Source organism: Microbacterium sp. bgisy207, assembly GCF_057706855.1.
This window is the reverse complement of the sequence record NZ_JBYIPB010000001.1, coordinates 233673-248247: the sequence shown is the minus strand read 5'-3', so window position 1 is coordinate 248247 and position 14575 is coordinate 233673. Positions and strand designations below refer to the sequence as shown.

11 protein-coding genes are annotated in these 14575 nt (G+C 68.8%); 6 read left to right on the top strand and 5 right to left on the bottom strand.

Going from position 1 to position 14575, the window contains the following annotated elements; all coding sequences use genetic code 11:
* The first annotated feature begins 3 nt into the window (after positions 1 to 3).
* The gene (locus AC3ENO_RS01145) at positions 4 to 2082 is read left to right on the top strand and encodes an NAD(+) synthase (protein WP_434968794.1); all 2079 of its coding nucleotides are present in this window, start codon (positions 4 to 6) and stop codon (positions 2080 to 2082) included.
* 7 nt (positions 2083 to 2089) lie between these two features.
* Here AC3ENO_RS01145 and AC3ENO_RS01140 read toward each other — a convergent pair whose 3' ends face one another.
* Positions 2090 to 2683, bottom strand: coding sequence for a hypothetical protein (locus AC3ENO_RS01140; protein ID WP_434968793.1), 594 nt, complete (start codon positions 2681 to 2683; stop codon positions 2090 to 2092).
* A gap of 80 nt (positions 2684 to 2763) precedes the next feature.
* Here AC3ENO_RS01140 and AC3ENO_RS01135 point away from each other — a divergent pair, with 80 nt between their 5' ends.
* Positions 2764 to 3321, top strand: coding sequence for a phosphorylase family protein (locus AC3ENO_RS01135; RefSeq protein WP_434968792.1), 558 nt, complete (start codon positions 2764 to 2766; stop codon positions 3319 to 3321).
* Positions 3322 to 3381: 60 nt separating this feature from the next.
* On the opposite strand, the gene AC3ENO_RS01130 is transcribed toward AC3ENO_RS01135, so the two are convergent.
* From AC3ENO_RS01130 to AC3ENO_RS01115, 4 genes are all read right to left on the bottom strand, one after another.
* Positions 3382 to 4905: an MFS transporter gene (locus AC3ENO_RS01130; RefSeq protein WP_434968791.1), complete on the bottom strand. Its 1524-nt coding sequence runs from the start codon at positions 4903 to 4905 to the stop codon at positions 3382 to 3384.
* A gap of 54 nt (positions 4906 to 4959) precedes the next feature.
* Positions 4960 to 7950: an AAA family ATPase gene (locus AC3ENO_RS01125; protein ID WP_434968790.1), complete on the bottom strand. Its 2991-nt coding sequence runs from the start codon at positions 7948 to 7950 to the stop codon at positions 4960 to 4962.
* Positions 7947 to 9101 carry an exonuclease SbcCD subunit D gene (locus AC3ENO_RS01120; RefSeq protein ID WP_434968789.1) on the bottom strand — a complete coding sequence of 385 codons (1155 nt, stop codon included), beginning with the start codon at positions 9099 to 9101 and terminating at the stop codon, positions 7947 to 7949. Before AC3ENO_RS01120 ends, AC3ENO_RS01125 begins: the two co-directional genes overlap by 4 nt.
* 79 nt (positions 9102 to 9180) lie before the next feature.
* The gene (locus AC3ENO_RS01115; protein WP_434968788.1) at positions 9181 to 10227 is read right to left on the bottom strand and encodes a LacI family DNA-binding transcriptional regulator; all 1047 of its coding nucleotides are present in this window, start codon (positions 10225 to 10227) and stop codon (positions 9181 to 9183) included.
* 234 nt (positions 10228 to 10461) lie between these two features.
* On the opposite strand from AC3ENO_RS01115, the gene AC3ENO_RS01110 reads away from it, so the two are divergent.
* The 4 genes from AC3ENO_RS01110 to AC3ENO_RS01095 are packed head-to-tail and all read left to right on the top strand — an operon-like array spanning position 10462 to position 14560.
* Positions 10462 to 11811: an ABC transporter substrate-binding protein gene (locus AC3ENO_RS01110; RefSeq protein ID WP_434968787.1), complete on the top strand. Its 1350-nt coding sequence runs from the start codon at positions 10462 to 10464 to the stop codon at positions 11809 to 11811.
* A gap of 5 nt (positions 11812 to 11816) precedes the next feature.
* Complete coding sequence (locus AC3ENO_RS01105) at positions 11817 to 12773, top strand: carbohydrate ABC transporter permease (protein WP_434968786.1); 957 nt, start codon at positions 11817 to 11819, stop codon at positions 12771 to 12773.
* Entirely contained in the window at positions 12770 to 13594 is an 825-nt protein-coding gene (locus AC3ENO_RS01100) for a carbohydrate ABC transporter permease (RefSeq protein ID WP_434968785.1), read from the top strand. Before AC3ENO_RS01105 ends, AC3ENO_RS01100 begins: the two co-directional genes overlap by 4 nt.
* Positions 13595 to 13597: 3 nt before the next feature.
* On the top strand, positions 13598 to 14560 hold the full coding sequence (locus tag AC3ENO_RS01095; RefSeq protein WP_434968784.1) for an alpha/beta hydrolase: 963 nt from the start codon (positions 13598 to 13600) through the stop codon (positions 14558 to 14560).
* Positions 14561 to 14575: the final 15 nt, after the last annotated feature.

Below are 14575 nucleotides of genomic sequence, written 5' to 3'. Positions count from 1 at the left end.
ACGGTGAGCACGACATTGCCGTTCGAGAGCGCGTACCGCCATGGCTTCGCGCGGGTGGCGGCGTGCACGATTCCGGTCGCGATCGCCGACCCCGTCACGAACGCCGAGGCGGTCCTCACCGCCGCGCGCGCCTGTGATGAGGATGCCGTGGCCGTCGCGGTCTTTCCGGAACTGTGCTTGTCGGGATACGCGATCGATGACCTGGTGATGCAGGACGCGCTGCTGGACGGGGTCGTGACCGCGATCGAACGCCTCGTGGCGGCATCCGTGGATCTGTTCCCCGTGCTCGTGGTCGGCGCACCGTTGCAGCACCGCAACCGCCTCTACAACTGCGCCGTGGTGATCCATCGCGGCGAGATCCTCGGCGTCGTGCCCAAGGCGTACCTGCCGACGTACCGCGAGTTCTACGAGCGACGCTGGTACGCCCCCGGCCAGGAGTGGTCGGGCGAGGCAATACGGATCGGCGCTCACGAGACCGTCATCGGCACCAACCTTCTCTTCGATGCTCGAGACGTCGATGGTCTGGTGCTGCACGTCGAGGTCTGCGAAGACGTCTGGGTCCCCGTCCCCCCGTCCTCGCGGGCGGCGCTGGCGGGCGCGACGGTGCTCGCGAACCTGTCCGGCAGCCCCATCACGATCGCCCGCGCGGACGACCGGCGCACCCTCGTGCAGTCCCAGTCGCTGCGGTGCCTGAGCGCCTACGTGTATGCGGCGGCGGGAGTGGGCGAATCATCGAACGACGTCTCGTGGGACGGCCAGACGATGATCTATGAAGCCGGGACTCTGCTGGCCGAAACCGAGCGCTTCCCCGACGGCCCGCGCCGCAGCGTCGCCGATGTCGACCTCGACCGGCTGCGTCAGGATCGCATCCGTCAGGGAACCTTCGACGACAACCGTGGCACGCTCCCGCGCGACGAGTTCCTCACCGTCGAGTTCATCCTCGATCCGCCGGCAGCGGATGTCGGGCTTCGTCGTCACCTCGATCGCTTCCCGTTCGTCCCCGATGACCCCGCCCGCCTCGCGCAGGACTGCTACGAGGCGTTCAACATCCAGGTCGAGGGTCTCGTCCAGCGGATGCGAGCGATCGGCGACCCGAAGCCCGTCATCGGCGTCAGCGGCGGGCTGGACTCGACCCACGCCCTGCTGGTCGTCGCGCGCGCGATGGACCGCATGGGGCGTCCGCGTTCCGACATCCTCGCCTACACGCTCCCCGGCTTCGCGACCAGCGACCACACCAAGTCCAACGCGATCGCGCTCGCGGCGGCCATCGGCGCCTCGGTCGAGACGATCGACATCCGCCCCACAGCGACCGAGATCCTCCGCGGCATCGGGCACGCGTTCAGCCAGGGCGAGCCCGTCTACGACGTCACCTTCGAGAACGTGCAGGCGGGTGCGCGCACCGATCTGCTGTTCCGTCTCGCGAACCAGAACGGCGGGATCGTCATCGGTACCTCCGACATGTCGGAGCTCGCGCTGGGCTGGGCGACCTACGGCGTCGGTGACCAGATGAGTCACTATGCGGTGAATGCGGGAGTCCCGAAGACCCTCATTCAGCACCTGATCCGGTGGGTCATCTCTCACGACGAGGCGCAGGGCGCCGCCGCTCTCAGCGCCGAGGCGACTGCCGTGCTGCAGTCGGTGCTCGACACCGAGATCAGCCCGGAGCTGGTCCCCGCCGGCGAGGACGGCAAGATCCAGTCGACGCAAGACCGCATCGGTCCCTACGCGCTGCATGACTTCACGCTCTTCCACGTGCTGCGGTACGGAATCCGGCCCTCGAAGATCGCCTTCCTCGCCGAACGGGCGTGGCGCGATCCGGATGCCGGGCAGTGGCCGCCCGGGTTCCCGCTCGATGAGCGCTTCGCCTACGATCGCGACGCTGTCGTCCGCTGGTTGCGGGTCTTCCTGCAGCGGTTCTTCGGCTTCGCGCAGTTCAAGCGCTCGGCGATCCCGAACGGGCCCAAGGTCTCGCCGGCCGGGTCGCTGTCCCCGCGCGGGGACTGGCGCGCTCCCTCCGACGGCAATGCCCGAGCCTGGCTCGCAGAGTTGGATGCCGCGCTCAGTCCGGCATCCGACGCCTGACGTCACCTCACACGGGAGTGCGGGCGTCTTCGGCGTCGGCGAAGGCGAGGGTGATCACGAAGCCGTCGCGAGAGAGATCGGCGATCGTGTACTGCGCTTTGCGGTCGGGGATCCAGCCGCGCACCCGGGTCGCGTCGAGCTTGACGACATCCGGAACCACCCGGGCCCCTCGACCGTCGGCTTCTCGGACGGCCTGCACGCGCGTCCAGTGGTCGATGAGGTTCAGGATGTTGCTCTCGTCGAACAGGTGGGAGTGACGCTGCATCTCATGGATCGTCGAGTCGTCGGGGTGCAGGTCGCGGATGTCGAGTCCGATCGTGTAGGGCTGATCGGTGAGAGCGACCACCGTCGCCGCCCGGAAGCTGGCATTGCGGATCTGGAACGACAGCTCTTGACCGTCGACGCTCGCGAACAGCTGCGTGTGGAAGCCGAACTGGGCGGGCGCCTCGCGCTCGACACGAACGTCCTTCGGGTCGATCTTGAGTCTCGTGGCGACCAGCTCCCTCGCGAGCACCCGCTTGCGATCGTGTTCGCTCATCGACGGGTCCCACCCCAACCTCGCGTCGATTCCGGCGGGGGTTTCCAGCAGCACAGACTTCACTCGCGTCCTCCTGTCGTCGCCTCCATCCTCCCGCGTACGAGCAGCAGGGGCCAGCCGAGTCCGCCAGGCAAAATGGAGCCATGAGACTCCTCGTCGCAGCGCTCGAGCGCGAACTCGTCGCCTTCCCCGCCGAACTACCGGGGTTCGAGCGCCTCGTGACCGGTCCGGGCAAGCTTCAGGCCACCCACGCTCTCACCCGAGCGCTCGAACGCACGAGGTACGAAGAGATCGTCGTCGTCGGCACCGCGGGCGCGATCCACGAGGATGTCGAGGCCACGGTCCACGACGTGACATCCGCGATCCAACACGACGTCACCGACCTCGATCACGTCGTCGGACAGCACGTGTCTCTTCCCGCCGTGCTCACCTTGGGCCAGGACGGCCACACCATCGCGACGGGCGACCACTTCATCGATGACGCCGAGGTCGCCGCCGGCATCCAGGCCCTCGGCGCATCCCTTGTCGACATGGAGGTATACGCGTACGTGTGGGTCGCACAGCAGTACGACGTGCCGATCCGCGTCCTCAAGGCGGTGTCCGATCGCGCCCGAGACGGGGCACTGGCGGACTGGGGCGAGTCAACGGATGCGTGCAGCGCCCTGCTCCGGGAACGGATCCGCAACGACTACGGGTTGTAGGTCCCGAGCCGCCGACGTCATCCTCGGCGCCGTGGTCGGCCTCAGCGCCAACGCCAGCGGTCAGGTCGGGCCGGCGCGCAACTGCTCGTCCTCGGACGCCTCTTCACGCGCCGCGGCCCGCCGACGAGACATATCGACGATCGAGACGATGAACGCCAGCGCGATGAACACCGCGACGGAGGACATTCCGATGAGGTACGCGTCGTGGTACACGACGAGCGAGTCGCGCGTGCCGGTTTCCCGGTAGATCGTGGCGTAGAAGAGCGCGAGCGCCACCGCGGTACCGACAGCTGTGCCGATCCGCTGGCCGAGCTGCCCGACAGAACCGGCCAGACCCCCCTCCCTCACCGGAACATCCGCGAGAGCGAGCGTCTGGTTCGGGGAGAGCACGAGACCGCCGCCGAGGCCCCCGAGGATCATGACAGCTCCCATGATCCAGGGCGTCGCCGCGGGTGAGGCGAAGACCGCCACCAGGACCAGGCCCCCGGCCGCGACGAGCACCATGATGAGCCCGCCGACCACGAGCGGTCGGCCGACGCGGCTCACGAGATTGCCGCCCACCCACGAGGCGATCGCGCTCGGGATGGCGAAGCCGATCGTGACCATCCCGGCGAAGACCGGCTCGAGCTCCAGTCCGGTCTGCAGATACAGCGTCGTCAGCAGGAAAAGTGCGGGCAGCGCAGCGAAGTACGACGTCGCGAGCAGGGTGCCGTTGCGGTAGGACCCGATGCGAAACAGCGAGAACGGGATCAGGGGCGCGTTTCCCCGGGCAGCGTACCGCCGTTCCCAGGCGACGAACAGGCCCGCGAACAGGAGGAACACGGTCAGCAGCCACCACCGGCGCGGGTCGTCATCGGGCGACCCGGTCGTGAACAGGAAGGGCCACATCAATGCGAGCACGGTGATCCCGAACAGGATCACGCCGACGGGGTCGAGCGCGACCCGCCGCCCGGTGTGGACGCGCGTGGTCGGCAAGACCCACACCGCGGCGGCGATGGCGGCGATGCCCAGCGGAACGTTCATCCAGAAGATCCAGCGCCAACCGTCATCCGGCCCGCCTAGAGCGATCATAAGTCCGCCCAGTGTCGGGCCGAAGGCTGTCGCGAGCCCGATCGTCGCGCCGAACAGGCCGAACGCGCGCCCCCGCTCGGCGCCTTGGAAGATCTGCTGGATCAGTCCGAGAACCTGGGGCATCTGGATGCCGGCAGCAACCCCCTGCAGCAACCGGCAGACCATGAGGACGATGATGTTCGGGGCCAGCGCGCACGCGAGGCTCGAGAGCGTGAAGAGGACGAGGCCCACCAGGAACAGCGCTCGCCGTGAGCGCTGGTCGCCCAGGCGCCCCATGGGCACCAGGAAGAGGCCGAAGGTGAGCACGTAGCCCGAAACGATCAGCTGGAGTTCGGTCGACCCCGCACCCAGAGCCTGTTCGATCGACGGCAGCGCGACGTTGACTTTCGAGAGGTCCAGGATCGTGATGGCTGCTACGGCGGCCGCCACCCCGAACGCCCGCCACCGGGCGGGATTGGTGAGCGCGATGTCGGTGGTTCGGGGATGTGATGTCGTCCCGGAATCCGCACCCATCCTGCCAGCGTATGCCCCCCGACCGGCGACGGGCTCCGATCGAGACGCGTCTGGTCAGAGCAGGTGGGGCACCGCCTCGGTGATCACGCTCGGGCCGTAGGGGGTCGCTTCGACCAGGATGCCGATCGGAAGCTGTTCCTTCATTGCCTCGACGTGGCTGATGACGCCGATCGTGCGGCCGCCCGAGCGCAGCTCGTCGAGGGTTCGCAGGGCGAGATCGAGCGTCTCGGCATCCAGTGATCCGAACCCCTCGTCGATGAAGAGCGTGTCCAGACGGATGCCGCCGGACCGGCTCGTGACGACCTCCGCGAGTCCCAGCGCGAGGGCAAGGGACGCGAGGAACGTCTCACCCCCGGACAGCGACTGCGGAGGGCGGGTACGGCCGGTGTACGCGTCGTGGATGTGGAGCCCGAGCCCGGAGGCGGCATTGCGACGCGCCAGGGCGTCGGTGTGTTCCAAGCGATAGCGGCCGTCCGACATATCGGAAAGACGAAGGTTGGCCGCTGCCACGATCTCTTCGAGCTCGGCCGCCAGGACGAACGTCTCGAGCGTCATCCGCATCGTGTTGGGGGCACGCCCAGCGAGGGTGTCCGCCAGACGCACGAGCGTCCGGTGGCGTTCGCGGCGCACCTCGCCGTCCCGGTCGAGAGCCTCGACGGCTGCCCGCAGGTCGCCGAAACGCGCGACGCGTTCGCGAACCGTCGCGAGCTCGGCCACCGCGCGTTGCCACGCCTCGCGGGCCTGCGCCGCCGAGTGCAGTGACGCGTCGATGTCGACGAGCTCTTCCGGCGCGTCGGCAAGGTGAAGTTCGAGCTCGAGGAGCCGCTCCTTCGCGATCCTCATCGCGGCGTCGTGGTCGGTCAGTCGTGCGGCGAGCGCCTCGAACTGAGCCGGCGACAGCAATGCGGCACGCGCGGACTCGGCATCCGGGAACGTGGATCCCGCCACTGCCTCGTCGAGGGCGCGGTCGGCCTCGCGAACTCGATCGAGGGCCACCGCGTGGGCGCGACGTGCGTCAGCGATCTGCTGGGCGGCGTGGCGGCGCGCATGCGCGTCGGCGATTCGGGCCTCGACGGTGGGGAACGTTCCTCGAGCAGCCGCGACAGCGTGCTCGGCCTGCTCGATGCGCCCCGAGACCACCGCGTGCGCGGTGTCGAGGTCAACGATGCGGGCTGATGCATGGTCGATCTCCCGCTGCAGATCCGCCTCGCGCGCATCGAGCTCCGTACGGCGACGACGGGCATCGCTCAGGGCGTGCGCGGCCTCTTCGGCCGCCTGGAGCCGGGCGCGCGCGTCGCGCTCCCTCTCCACCAGCTCGTCGACGGTTCCCCGCGCCCGGCCCCGGGCAGCCTCGACGCGCGATGCGACGTCCGCGTGGCGGGCAGCGGCTTCTCGGTCGGATTCGAGGGCTCGATCGCGGGCGGCCTCCGCCTCGGCCAGCGCCGCATCCGTGACCGGGTCGTGCTCGCTCGGGGCGGGCGCGGGATGATCCACCGAGCCGCACACGGGGCAGGGCTCGTCGTCATCGAGCTCTGCGGCAAGCTCCGCGGCGAACCCCGCCAGGCGCCGCCGCATGAGCAGTCCCCACGCTGCTACCGCATCCTCGACCCCGCGCGATGCCGCCAGGCGATCAGCGGTCACCTGGGCGAGCTCTTGCGCTGATGCATCGGCCTCGCGCGCGGCCGTGAGCCGGGCTGCCACGTCGTCGCTCTCGGTGCGTGCCGCCTCGAGCATCGCGGCCGCGATGGACAGCCGCTCGATCTGCTCGCCCAGACGCGTCAACTCATCCTGTGCGTCGACGCGGTGATCGTGCATCGCGGCCAACGCCGCCCGCAACGCCTGTCTTTCGCTCGCGACCCGGTCGGCCTCGTCACGGTCAGCCGCCAGTCCCCGCTCGACGGTCTGCACGTCCTGCCACCGCGCGATCTCGCCAGTGAGGTGCTGTGCAAGTGAGACGAGGGCATCGACATCGAGTCCCGTGTCCAGATCGGCAGGGGCATCCGCAACGGCGGTCGTCTCGACACTGCCGGCCGAGTCGGCATCGGCATGGGCCCGGCGAGCCTGCTCCACCGGCGCGCGCAGGTGTTCGGCGGCCCTGGCCTGCTCGAGGCGCGCGCGATCGGGCGCCAGCGCGTCGGATTCGAGCTCCAGAGCCGCGAGACGTTCGCGTGCGCTCGTGCGGTGCTGCTGCTGTTCGCGCACGGCCCGCAGGCGGGCATGCTCGGCTTCGGCGGCAGCCAGCGCCGCGTCGGCGCGGTCGACAGCTTCCTCGCGGGTCTGCAGGTCATAGGCGGCGCGCGCCGCCATCCGTTCGAGATCGATCGGCGTCTCTTCGGGAAGCCACCCCGAGTCGCGTCCGAGGGTCTCGAGCTCACGACGAAGGCGCTCGAGATGCTCGGCATCCCGCTCCTGCTCACGCTCGGACTCTCGCCGACGCTCGTCGAGACGCTTCTCGTAGTCCTCGTAGATCTGCGTTCCGAACAACGTCCGCAGCACCCGCTGCCGGTCGGCGTTTCCTGCCAGCAGGAACTGCGAGAACCTGTTCTGCGCGAGCAGGATCACCTGCAGGAACTGCTGGTGGGAAAGACCGACCACGTCGTCGATGGCGTGACCCACGTCTCGCGGGCCCGCCGCGTAGCCGACCCAGTGCTCTGCACCGCTTCCATCCGGGGCAGCGACCCCCTCCAGCCGCTCCAGCAACGCATCCGCCGCGACGACGGTCATGCCCGTGCCGCGGCGCTTGGGGCGCTCGTAGTCCGGCGAACGGGTGATGCGCCATCGATCGGCTCCCGCCGTGAACTCCATGGTCACCCGCGTCGGGTCGTCCGGGCCGCAGTGATCGCTGCGCAGCCGGCGCTCGGCTCCGTCGTAGCGGGGGACCGTCCCGTAGAGGGCGAAGCAGATCGCGTCGAGGATGCTGGACTTGCCCGCACCCGTCCGGCCCGCGATCACGAACACACCGGACGGAGCCAGAGCATCGAAATCGACCTGCTGCGCCTCGCGGAACGGACCGAAGCCTTCGATCTGTACCCGGTGGATCCTCACGCGAGGGCCTCCGCGACGGTGCGATCCTCCAGCAGCTGCGCGATCAACGATGACTCGGCATCGGTTGCGCCCTCACCCTCGCGGACGTGCGAGAGGAAGGCGTCGATGAGGTCGGCATCCGTTCGTGCGGCGCGCACACGACGGGCGTACGTCTTTCCATCGTGATCGAGCTGCCGTCGCGGCGCATGGACGATCGACGCGCAGAACGGGAAGCGCTCCTGCAGCCGGCGCAACGGGTCGCGCTGCGGCGTGGCATCCGTGTACTCGGCGCGCACCCACGCGGCCGCGGCGTGCTCGTGTTCGGCGGCGGAGCACAGCTCATCGAGCGTCCCCCGGATCGTGACGAGGCGGCGCGGAATCGGCAGATCGAGCCAGGCTGCCGAGACCTCACCGGATGCCGAGATATCGACAAGCCACGAGCCGCGGGGCTTGTCGGCCTCGCCAAAGCTGTAGTGCAGGGGCGCGCCGGCGTAGCGGACCGAGGGCGCGAGCTGCTGGCGCCCGTGGATGTGCCCGAGAGCGACATAGTCGATGCCGTCGAACTCGGCGAGGGGGACGACATCGAGTCCGCCCTGCTGGATGTCTCGCTCGAGGCCGGGAGTGGGATCGACGCCCGCGGTGAAACAGTGCGACACGACGATCGACCGGCCGCCCCGCGTAGCGAGGTCTGCACGGATGAGCCGCATCGCATGGGCGATCGCGTCGTGCTGCGTGCGCAGCGGCTCCCCGGGCCACACCCGTCGCAGCAGCGCCGGTTCGAGGAAGGGGATGCCGTAGACGTGGACGGGTCCATCCGCGTCGGCCAGCGTGACCGGGGCATTCAGGCGGGCAGGATCGGTGAGGACGTGGATACCCTCGCGCAGGAGAGCGGACTGGAACCCCAGCCGGGCCGCCGAATCGTGGTTGCCGCTGGTCACAACGACGGTGGCTCCGGCGCCGGCCAGTGCGGAGAGAGTATCGGTGAGGAGCGTGTAGCACTCAGCGGGTGGCGTGGAGGAGTCAAAGACGTCGCCCGCGACGATGACGAGATCGACAGCGTTCTCCCGTACCTGGCCGACGAGTGCGGCGAGCACCTCGCGCAGCGCGGGCAGCGTCGAGTGGCCGTGAAACGACCTCCCGATGTGCCAGTCGGAGGTGTGCAGGATGCGCATATTCACACGCTACGGCGCGCCTCCGACATCCGTTCCAAGACTCACGGGGATGCGGCTACGAGACAGGCGCGGAGACTGATCATGCCCCGGGAGCAGCCACCGACTCGCGTGAGCGCAGCGGCATCGGCACCCGCCGGATGCTCCCCCATTCCGAGGGGTCGTTCTCGAGCAAGACCTGGAGCGCGAGGGCACCCAATTCGTAGTGCGGCAGCGCGAAGGTCGTCAGCCGTGGCCGCAGCCAGCTCGCGAGTTGGTGGTCGTCGAACGAGACGATCGAGAAATCCCCGGGGATCGACAGTCCGGCTTCCTGGATCGCCTGGTACGCACCGAAGGCGAGGCGGTCGTTGAAGGTGATGAGGGCCTCGCCGCGCGCACCCGTGTCCAGGAGGGACCGGGTGGCCGCCCACCCGTCTTCGGGCAGCCACACCGAGCAGAGCCGGGCGCTGGCGGGCTCAAGACCGTCATCGGCCAGCGCATCGAGGATTCCCCGCAGCCGCTCGGTTCCGGCGACGGTCTGCACGGGGACGTCGTCGAGGCCGGGACCGGCACCCAAGAGGTGGATGCGGGAGTGCCCCGCCGCCCGGAGCACGTCGACCGCCGCGCGTCCGGCGGAATACTCGTCGGGCACGATAGCGGGGACCTTCCCCGCGGCACCGTCTTCGGGCAGCGCGTTCAGCAGGACCGCGCTGCGCGGGTCAACGCCCGCCGGCAGCGCACGCACACGGGTGAACATCGACGCGATGATGAGCCCATCGACCTGACGATCGATCATCCCCTGGACGAGCCGGCGCTCCTCATCGGGGGCACCCTCGGTCTCACCGATGAAGAGCATGTAGCCGCTACGGTGCGCGTGCTCGAGAGCGCCCTTGATGAGGTCACCGGCGAGTTGTGACGTGGCCACGGTGTCGGAGACGAAACCGATCGTGCGGCTGGACCCACCGCGTAACGCCGATGACAGGATGTTCGGGCGGTAGGCCAGCTCTGAGGCGACGCGGCGCACACGTTGCTGCGCCGCCTCCGAGATGCGCAGTTCGTCGCCGCGGTCCGACAGCACGAGCGAAGCCGTCGTCCGGGACACCCCGGCCGCCGCAGCAACATCGGCGAGGGTCACGCGCTTCGATTTCACGACGAATCTCCTTCGTTCGCAGCATCCTAGAGCGCCGGGCCAGAGAGAGCCGCGCGGGCCGTGCGCGGGGATGTATGGTCGCCGCGGTTGACAGAACGGTGGATGTGACGGAGGATGGCCTTGCTAATCCGATTTAGCACGACGAGGGATGCCGCATCCGCTTCCGCGGACGCAGAAAGTTACACAGCCATGGCGCCGTCGCCGTACCTCCCCGCAACCGGAAGGAAGACACCGATGTCTCGAGTCCCACGCTCCCGAGCCCTCGCGATCCTCGCCGTCGGCGCAGCCGCAGGCCTGGCGCTGACCGCCTGTGCCCCGCCCGGCGGCGACAGCGCCCCGACCTCCGCCGCTTCGGTGGACCCCGCCGCAGGATGCGGCACCGATGACGTCGTCCTCGACATGTACATCGAGACGGGCTTCCCCCTCCCCAAGGAGCTCGCCGCCGAGTTCACCAACCAGCACCCGAACGTCACGTTCGACATCCGCGAGGACCAGTTCGCCGTCATCACGCAGAACGCGCCCCGCGTCCTGCAGGACTCGCCGCCGGACCTCATGCGCCTGCCGCAGATGTCCGAGCTCGCCTCGGGCGGTCTCCTGCTCGATCTCGACCCGTACGCCGAGGCCTACGGCTGGGTCGACTGGCCCGAGTCGCAGCTCGAGCAGCTGCGGGTGGACGAGGACGGCCGCCGTGGAACCGGCCCGCTCTATGGCATGGGTCTGAACTTCTCCATGACCGGCGTGTTCTACAACAAGGAGCTGGCCGCGCAGATCGGTATGGACGAGCCTCCTCAGACCCTCGAAGAGTTCGACTCCTACCTGCAGGCGGCCAAGGACGCCGGACTCACCCCGATGGCTCAGTTCAACGGCGGCGCTACCGGCGGACTGCTCTTCCCGCTCCAGGCCCTCATGGCGTCATACGGGCCCACCGCGCCGATCAACGACTGGATCTTCCAGGCTCCCGGAGCCACGATCGACACTCCCGAGAACCTTGCCGCTGCCGAGCACCTGCAGAAGTGGGTGGATGCCGGGTACTTCGCGCCCGACATCAACTCGCTCGACTACTCGCAGATGATGAGCCGGTTCATCGGCGGCGAGAGCGTGTTCGTCTTCAGCGGCGACTGGGAGTCCGGAAACCTCGACGCCCAGATGCCCGGCAACGCCGGCTTCTTCCTGATGCCGCCGCTCGAGGGCAGCAGCCAGATGGGCGCGATGTCCGCGCCGCTGACCTACGGCATCGCGGCCGGCGCGGAGCACCCGGATTGCGCGGCGTACTTCCTCAACTGGATCGCGACCGACGAGACGGCGCGCACCATCACGGTCGAGGTCGGCGGCTCGCACCCCATGGGTCCCGCTGACGCGTTCATGCCCGAGGTCGACCCCGACTCGGTCACCGCAGCGACCCTGGCCGCGGGCAACACGATCAACGAGGTCAACGGAGCGATGGACTTCATCGCGAACGCGACCGGGTCGATCTACGCCCAGAGCTGGACTCCGAACGTCCAGCGCCTTGCCGCCGGTGAAGAGGATGCGGCGACGTTGCTCAGCAACGTGCAGGCCGACTATGAGCAGGAAGTGAGCGAGTAACGCTCATGACCTCTCGTCCCACGGGGGCCGCGCCGCGCGCCGGCGCGGCCCCCGCCACGAAACTCCCCCGAACCCCGACGCAGCCCGCGCGTCGGTTTCGGAACGCGGCGGGGATCTACCTCCTCGTGGTTCCCGCCGCGTTCTTCTACGTCACCTTCGTCCTCCTGCCGATCGGGCGGACGGCGCAGTACTCGCTGTATCACTGGGACGGTATCGGCCCCGCGACGTGGGCCGGGTTCGACAACTACGTCGAGGTCTTCACCAACCCGAAGCTGGTCGGCTCCATCCTCAACTCGTTCGAGCTGATCCTGTATTTCAGCATCATCCCCGTCGTTCTGGCTCTGTTCGCCGCGAACATCATCCGCGGCATCGCCGCCTCGCGTCTGGCCGGGGTCTCCCGAACCGTCCTGTTCCTGCCGCAGGTGATCCCTCTGGTGGCGGCAGGCATCATGTGGACCTGGCTGCTGGCCACCGACGGTCTGGTCAATCAGCTGCTGCGAGCGATCGGACTCGGCGGGATCACGCGCGCCTGGCTCGGCGACTTCGCCACGGCGCTGCCCGCCGTGGGCGTCATCGGAGCATGGGTGCAGTTCGGGTTCTGTCTGCTGCTCCTCCTGGCGGGAATGACCAAGATCGACCCCAACCTCTATGAGGCGGCCCGCATCGATGGCGCCGGCCCGGTGCGCGAGTTCGTCTCGATCACCCTGCCGAGCCTGCGCCAGGAGCTCGCCGTGGCGATCACGATCACCGTCATCGCCGCGCTGGCAAGCTTCGACATCATCTACATCTCCACGCAGGGCGGCCCGGGCAACGCGACTCTGGTGCCGGGACTGCAGATCTACTACCTGGCCTTCTTCGAGCGCGAGATCGGCACCGCCTCGGCGCTGGGTATCGCGCTCATGGCGCTCGTGCTGCTGGTCGTGCTGCCGCTGCAACGCCTACTGAGAGGACGCGACGGATGATCGTCTCGACGACCGAGAAGTGGCTCGGCCGGATCCTGCTCGTGTTCATGATGCTCGTGACGATCGTCCCGTTCATCAGCCTGTTCGTGACAGCGCTCCACGAGCCCGGCACCTATCCCAGTGGCCTGAGCCTGCCGGAGACGCCGCACTGGGAGAACTTCCTCCTCGCCTTCAACGCAGCCAACATGCCCGCCCTGCTGTGGTCGAGCATCCTCATCGAGCTGGGCGTGGTTCCAATCGCGATCATCATCGCCACGCTGGCCGGCTTCGCTCTCGGACACCTGCGTCCGGTCGGCGGACGCATCGTGTTCATCGTGTTCCTGCTGGGCCTGACGCTGCCCTTCGAGGGCGTCATCGTGCCGCTGTACTACCAGATCCGCGACATGGGATTGCTCAACACGCGCTGGGCGATCATCCTGCCGCTGATCGGGCTGTTCATGCCGTTCGCCGTCACCTGGATGCGCGCGCACTTCGTGAACATGCCCCAGGACCTGTCGGAGGCGGCCCGGATGGACGGCGCGACCACCTGGCAGCTGTTCTGGCGCATCCACGTTCCGCTTTCGCTGCCGGCGATCTCCTCGCTCGGGATCCTGCTGTTCCTGTGGACGTGGAACCAGTTCCTGTTGGCGATCGTGCTGGTGGACGACCCGACGAAGCGAACCATGGCGGGCGCTCTCGGCGCGTTCCAGGGGCAGTGGGGTACCGACATCCCGCTGCTGTGCGCCGGCTCGCTGCTGATCCTGACCCCGACCCTCATCGTCTTCCTGATCTTCCAGCGTCAGTTCGTCTCGGCGCTGCTTCAGGGCTCCGTGAAAGGCTGAGCGGTGAGCACACCTCCCCCGATCGATCCCGAGCTCCAGCAGGTGCTGGCATCGACGCCGGATGTCGTGACGACACTGCACCCTCACGAGATCACCGCACTTCGGGAACGGGCCGTGCGCCCGAGCCTCGACGATATGACGATGTCGGGCGCGTTCGAGTTGACGGTGCATCTGGCCGCCCGTGCCGGGCACCCCGCCACCGAGGTGGTTCTGCTGCGGCCGGTGGCCCGCGACGGGGCGCTGCCGGTGCTGTTCCACGCCCACGGCGGAGGCATGATCGTCGGCACCCCGTACGACGAACTGCCGGCCCTCGCGCGTTTCGCCGCGCAGACGGGGGTCGCCGTCGCGTCGGTGACGTATCGGCTGGCCCCCGAGCACCCCTTTCCTGCGGCCGTCGAGGATGTGTACACCGGCCTGTCCTGGATCTCGGAGCACGCGGCCTCGCTGGGCATGGATCCCGATCGGATCGTGCTCCACGGCGTGAGCGCCGGCGGGGGGCTCGCTGCGGCGACCGCGCTGCTGGCCCGCGACCGGCGAGGGCCAGCGGTGTTCGCGCAGATGCTGCTGTGCCCCATGCTGGATGCGCGCAACGACTCGGCATCCGGTCACCAGATGGCGGGGAGGGGTGCGTGGGATCGCGTGGCCAACCATACGGGCTGGTCGGCGTACCTGGGCGATGAACCAGGCGAGATCTCTGCCTACGCCTCCCCCGCCCTGGCGGAGGATCTCTCGGGACTGCCGCCGACATTCATCGACGTGGGCAGTGCCGAGACGTTCCGCGATGAGGACATCGCCTACGCCGAACGCATCTGGGCGGCGGGCGGACAGGCTGAACTGCACGTGTGGGCCGGCGGCGTGCACGGGTTCGATGCGCTGGCTCCGGAGGCGGTTCTCTCCCAGCAGGCTCGAGCGGCTCGAGTCCAGTGGCTCACGCGGCAACTCGCCGCGGCGCGCGTTCCCGCCTGACGGCGCCCGATCGGA

Bases quoted from the DNA above. Each gene is read 5' to 3' on its own strand.
- AC3ENO_RS01110 (WP_434968787.1), top strand. From the start codon at position 10,462: ATGTCTCGAGTCCCACGCTCCCGAGCCCTCGCGATCCTCGCCGTCGGC.
- AC3ENO_RS01105 (WP_434968786.1), top strand. From the start codon at position 11,817: ATGACCTCTCGTCCCACGGGGGCCGCGCCGCGCGCCGGCGCGGCCCCC.
- AC3ENO_RS01100 (WP_434968785.1), top strand. From the start codon at position 12,770: ATGATCGTCTCGACGACCGAGAAGTGGCTCGGCCGGATCCTGCTCGTG.
- AC3ENO_RS01135 (WP_434968792.1), top strand. From the start codon at position 2,764: ATGAGACTCCTCGTCGCAGCGCTCGAGCGCGAACTCGTCGCCTTCCCC.
- AC3ENO_RS01120 (WP_434968789.1), bottom strand. From the start codon at position 9,101: ATGCGCATCCTGCACACCTCCGACTGGCACATCGGGAGGTCGTTTCAC.
- AC3ENO_RS01130 (WP_434968791.1), bottom strand. From the start codon at position 4,905: ATGGGTGCGGATTCCGGGACGACATCACATCCCCGAACCACCGACATC.